This is a genomic window from Aeromonas sp. YN13HZO-058 (assembly GCF_001921245.1).
In the GTDB taxonomy this organism is placed as follows: domain Bacteria; phylum Pseudomonadota; class Gammaproteobacteria; order Enterobacterales; family Aeromonadaceae; genus Aeromonas; species Aeromonas allosaccharophila.
Genome location: NZ_MQSY01000049.1, coordinates 1 through 4,746 on the forward strand (window position 1 = coordinate 1; position 4,746 = coordinate 4,746).

Annotated in this window: 6 protein-coding genes and 1 pseudogene; 3 read left to right on the plus strand and 4 right to left on the minus strand. The window is 57.5% G+C overall.

Going from position 1 to position 4,746, the window contains the following annotated elements:
- Nucleotides 1-245: 245 nt before the first annotated feature.
- A complete protein-coding gene (locus BSP75_RS12005; RefSeq protein WP_075113333.1) occupies nt 246-782 on the plus strand; it encodes a YbhB/YbcL family Raf kinase inhibitor-like protein in 537 nt (178 codons plus the stop codon).
- Nucleotides 783-793: 11 nt separating this feature from the next.
- Nucleotides 794-1,543, plus strand: coding sequence for a helix-turn-helix domain-containing protein (locus tag BSP75_RS12010; protein WP_075113334.1), 750 nt, complete (start codon nt 794-796; stop codon nt 1,541-1,543).
- Between the two features lie 168 nt (nt 1,544-1,711).
- On the opposite strand, the gene BSP75_RS12015 is transcribed toward BSP75_RS12010, so the two are convergent.
- The 3 genes from BSP75_RS12015 to BSP75_RS12025 all read right to left on the minus strand — a co-directional run bounded on the left by BSP75_RS12015 (nt 1,712) and on the right by BSP75_RS12025 (nt 3,821).
- Nucleotides 1,712-2,263: a hemerythrin domain-containing protein gene (locus BSP75_RS12015; protein ID WP_075113335.1), complete on the minus strand. Its 552-nt coding sequence runs from the start codon at nt 2,261-2,263 to the stop codon at nt 1,712-1,714.
- 70 nt (nt 2,264-2,333) lie between these two features.
- Entirely contained in the window at nt 2,334-3,011 is a 678-nt protein-coding gene (gene ung / locus BSP75_RS12020) for a uracil-DNA glycosylase (protein WP_075113336.1), read from the minus strand.
- Nucleotides 3,012-3,080: 69 nt separating this feature from the next.
- Nucleotides 3,081-3,821, minus strand: a complete 741-nt coding sequence (locus BSP75_RS12025; RefSeq protein ID WP_075113337.1) for a transporter substrate-binding domain-containing protein — start codon at nt 3,819-3,821, stop codon at nt 3,081-3,083.
- A 369-nt stretch (nt 3,822-4,190) separates the two neighbouring features.
- Between BSP75_RS12025 and grcA the strand changes: the two genes are divergently transcribed.
- A complete protein-coding gene (gene grcA / locus BSP75_RS12030) occupies nt 4,191-4,571 on the plus strand; it encodes an autonomous glycyl radical cofactor GrcA (protein WP_042658182.1) in 381 nt (126 codons plus the stop codon).
- A 76-nt stretch (nt 4,572-4,647) separates the two neighbouring features.
- Here grcA and BSP75_RS21555 read toward each other — a convergent pair.
- A pseudogene (locus BSP75_RS21555) lies at nt 4,648-4,746 on the minus strand (IS1595 family transposase); the annotation flags it as partial.

Below are 4,746 nucleotides of genomic sequence, written 5' to 3' on the forward strand. Positions count from 1 at the left end.
AATCCGAAACCAATCAACAGGTTTCGGATTTTTACACATCAGCAGGATCGGTCAATGGATCCTTAACTGATCGGCATTACATCCATGATGCCGGTTTTTTTTATGGCTGCCGTTTACCTTCTTGCCATAAAAACCACTCAAAGGCTCAATTAACTCACTAATAAATGCCACATTGAGCTGTTCTGCAATAACATTCTGCCCTGCCCTCGCTAAAGTGAGCCCGTTACCACACGAGGAGTCACCCGATGAAATTGCTCAAACAGAGTGCCCTGTTGCCACTGCTCTGCCTGACGGCCATGCCAGCCTTTGCCATGACCCTGAAGAGCACGGATATTCACGAAGGCCAGTTGATGGACAAACAGTTCAGCTTCAACGGCTTTGGCTGCAGCGGTGACAACCACTCGCCCCAGCTGAGTTGGCAGGATCTGCCGGCAGGCACCAAGAGTGTTGCCATCACCGCCTATGACCCCGATGCCCCCACCAGCAGCGGTTGGTGGCACTGGCTGGTGGTGAACCTGCCTGCCACCCAGAGCGAACTGGTCAGCAATGCCTCCGGCAAGCTCAAGCAGGGATTGGAGGTCCGCACCGACTTTGGCAGCCAGGGTTACGGCGGCCCCTGCCCGCCCGCAGGTCACGGCATGCACCGCTATCAATTCACCGCCTGGGCCCTGCCCCATGATCTCGAGGTGAAGGCCGATACCCCGCCCGCTATGGTAGGCTACATGCTCAACAGCATGGCGCTCGGCAAAGCCAACCTGACCGCCACCTTCATTACCCCCTAGGAGCCAACCGGATGAGCACTCCCCTGCTGCAACAGAGCCACTATCTCGGGATCCGCCAGCAGCCCCTGCACCGGGTGCTCATCTATGCCCCGACCCTTATCTGGGTCACCCAGGGGAGCAAGCAACTGTGGTGGCGCGAGCGGCGTCTGTCGTTTGACAGGGAGCGCTGGCTGCTGATCCCGGCAGGCCACCAGCTCACCTTCGTTAATCAACCTGAGCAGGGCAAGTTTCGCTCCCACGCCATCACGCTGCTGACCCCGCCGCCGCAGGAGTGGCTGGCCGAGTCAGCCCCTTCCCATGCCGATCTGGATGAGCCAGCAGTCAAGGTTACCCACGGGCTCACCTTATACTTCGAGCTCATCAGCACCATGGCCGAACGGGGACTAAGCGAGGCAACCCAGGCCGAACTGCTGCGCGGCTTCTATGCCGAGCTGCGGGCCACCAACGTCCTCGGGTTGCTCTTTCCCGCCAGCACCATGACCCTCGCAGAGCGGCTGGCACGCTACCTGGCAGTGGAACCCGGCATCGACCACACCCTGGAGGTGGTGGCCCCTCACTTCTCCATGAGTCGCGCCTCCATGGTGCGCATGAGCCACGCCCTCAACCTGTTGCAACAGGGCCTGACCCCGCTGGAGGTCGCCCTCGCCTGCGGTTATGACTCCCCCAGCCGTTTTGCCGCCCGCTTTAAACAGGGGTTCGGCCTAACGCCCCACCAATACCTGCACACCTGCCCATCCCCCCAGCTAAGTCACGTCAGATAGTCGATAAGTAACTTCTCCGAAGAGAGTGACTGCCAGCAGTTGTATGTCCTTGGGCTGCGCAATGAATGGCAACACCCATTATGCAAAAGGCCTCCGGATGGAGGCCTTTCTGTTTTCATTCAAGTTGCGCTCACACCATACCCGCCACGCTGCGGGTACGGGCTCGTCTTAGCCGTTCGTGAGCGGCAAAGAGAGACGTTTGGCCAGCGCCTGAAAGTGCTGGCTCACCTCGGCGCCGAACAGGGGGTCACCAATGGCGCGGTTCTGCCAGTTTTGCTCCAGATGACGCCAGTCATCCTCGGTCAGGGAGTCACGCAGATGGGGGAAGATCACCCCCTCTTCGTAGTTCATGTGCGCCTCTTGCAGCTCCACGAAGCGCTCCAGCTTGGTGGTGAACTGATCGAGGGGGATCACCGCATCCATCAGGATCATCTCCACCATCTCCTTGAGATCGGCCCCGGCCTCCAGCAGCTTGACATGCTCATCCTGCAGGCGGTTGGCAACCTCCCCTTCCACCACCCGATATTTCAGGTAGTAGTCATAGATGAGATCTTCCTTGGGATGGTGGTACTTGTCAGAAACCTCCCGCAGGTAGTCGATGACATCGCGCACCAGAAAATAGCTGATAGGCTCTTCGGCACGGATGGCTGCCAGCTTGTGCTTGAGCAGCTCCAAAAGTCGGGCGATGTTGAGATGGTCCTTGTGCAGACTGGATAACATGGGCACTCCTTGGCTCTGAATTAATGTTATGTCCCTGAGTATACGGTCATTTGTCGCCCAAACTTTGCACTCAATCAAGTGGCATGCAGACAGATTTCCACTCTATCGGACTCTTGCCCTGTTGTTCCAGCAAGCGATTGGTCTCGCTAAAGTGACCGCAACCGATGAAACCGCGGTGGGCAGAGAGGGGGCTCGGGTGCGGCGCGGTCAGCACATAGTGGCGCTGGCGGTCGATGAAACGTCCCTTCTTCTGGGCGTGGGCCCCCCACAGCAGGAAGACCCCCCCCTGACAACTGGCATTGACCTGCTCGATGACCCGATCGGTAAAGGTCTCCCATCCCAGATGGGCGTGAGAGTGAGCCTGACCGGCCTGCACCGTCAGCACTGTGTTGAGCAGCAGGACGCCCTGTTTGGCCCAGGATTCGAGAAAGCCGTGATTGGGTGTGACGAAACCTGGCAGATCCCGCTGCATCTCTTTATAGATGTTGACCAGTGAGGGGGGCGTACGCACGCCGGGCAGAACGGAGAAGCAGAGCCCGTGCGCCTGATTGGGGCCGTGGTAGGGGTCCTGGCCCAGGATCACCACCTTGACCTGATCCAGCTCGGTCAGCTTGAAGGCATTGAACACATCGGTGGCTGGCGGGTAGATCACCTTGCCCGCTTCCCGCTCGGCTCTGACGGTTGCCAGCGTACTCTTGAAATAGTCCTGCTCTTTCTCAGAGCCAATCACATCACTCCAGGTCAGCACCCCGGCCTCCTCACTTGATACGGCGAAGGGCTCAGGATAGGGGGCCAGCCCGCAAGACGCAACCGTGGCTCACGCTTTCCAGAGCCTGGCGAGGCGCCCCGAGCGCTCCAGCTTGCGCAGGCCGGTATTGAACAGCAGCATCAGACGGCGCGCCTCGGGATCAGCCTTGCGCATCAACAGGTATCCCGGTTGCGACCAGATGGGGTCGGCGGCGCCGGTCAGTGACAGCGATTGGGGATGACGGGCGAGCGCCTGCTGGAACAGAGTCTGTGCCACCTGCTCATCCATCACCAGATAGTGGACTCGCCCGTCGAGCAGCTTGCCCATGCTCTCCTCATCGGAATCTGACCACTCGAGGGTGAGCCCGGCTTGGCGGGCGGCAAAGCCATCGCCATAGAAGTAGCCATGGGTCACCCCGACCGGCTGGTGTTTCAGCTCACCCAGATTGACCGCGGGCGTACCGGTCAGCGTCATCAAGCGGGTGGTGAAATGGCCGAGCGAGGCGGAGAGATAGAAAAGCTGTTCCCGCTCGCGGGAGCGAAACCAGGGCATGGTGACCACATAGCGCCCCTCCAGAGTCAACTGGTAAGCCTCGGCCCAGGAATAGAAGTGAAAGCTGACATCGAGCCCCTCTTCGGCAAAGGCCTGGCGCACCACCTCACAGAGAAAGCCCTGATTGGGCAACGACTCACTGATATAGGGCGGCCACTCGCCCACAGCAATGCGCACCGTCTCGGCCCGCACCGCAGCACAGCTTGCCCAGCAACAAAACAGGGTGAGCCATGCCCACTTGCGCCACCCGTTATTCACCCGGCACTCTCCTCGCTTTTTTTGCTGAGTGTAGCCAACCCCTCAATTAACATCAGAAAAAAGCCGAAAAGATGTAGTTAAATTACTAGATTAACAAGATAAAAGATGCATAATTTTGATATCTTACAAAATCAGAAAAATGACCTATTTTTGATTCAACTCAAGAATTTAATCCCATTGAAATGGCGCTTTGTCGGATTTTCTTGATCTGGATCAATTTTGGTAATATTACCACCGTGGTATATATGACCCCATCAAAGAAAAGGTGTAAGGCAAGGGCCCTTTAAGTCATCGCCATCGACGGTAGCTTAAATACATCAGGGTAATTTCCTTACAGTTGGATTCGCGTTCCCATTGAGGAGTCATACCATGATCAAAGGCATTCAAATCACCCAGGCCGCCAACACCGCTCTGCTGAACTCTTTCTGGCTGCTGGACGAAGAGAAGCAACAGGCTCGCTGCATCTGCGCCAAAGGCGATGCCTTCACTGCCGATCAAGAAGTGCAGCTGGCTGACCTGGGTCAGTTCGAATACCGCGAACTGCCGGTTCAGGCTGAGCCTGCTGTTGAAGGTGGCCAGCACCTGAACGTCAACGTACTGCGTCGTGAAACTCTGGAAGATGCTATCGAAAACCCGGAGAAGTACCCGCAGCTGACCATCCGTGTATCTGGCTACGCAGTGCGTTTCAACGCCCTGACTCCGGAACAGCAGCGTGACGTGGTTACCCGTACTTTCACCCAGAGCCTGTAATCAGCGCCCTGCAGTGAATAGTTGATACTCGCGGTATCAGCACCAAAAAAACGGCCAATCGGCCGTTTTTTTATGGCTATGTCCCAATTACGTCTTGCATGGGGCGCCCCAGCGCCTCATGCAAACACGCTTTGATATTCACGCCCCTCCCGTAACGCTCCAGCATCCTGCGCCA

Excerpts from the sequence above, each read along its gene's own strand:
- BSP75_RS12010 (WP_075113334.1), top strand. The coding sequence starts at position 794 with ATGAGCACTCCCCTGCTGCAACAGAGCCACTATCTCGGGATCCGCCAG.
- BSP75_RS12015 (WP_075113335.1), bottom strand. The coding sequence starts at position 2,263 with ATGTTATCCAGTCTGCACAAGGACCATCTCAACATCGCCCGACTTTTG.
- BSP75_RS12005 (WP_075113333.1), top strand. The coding sequence starts at position 246 with ATGAAATTGCTCAAACAGAGTGCCCTGTTGCCACTGCTCTGCCTGACG.
- grcA (WP_042658182.1), top strand. The coding sequence starts at position 4,191 with ATGATCAAAGGCATTCAAATCACCCAGGCCGCCAACACCGCTCTGCTG.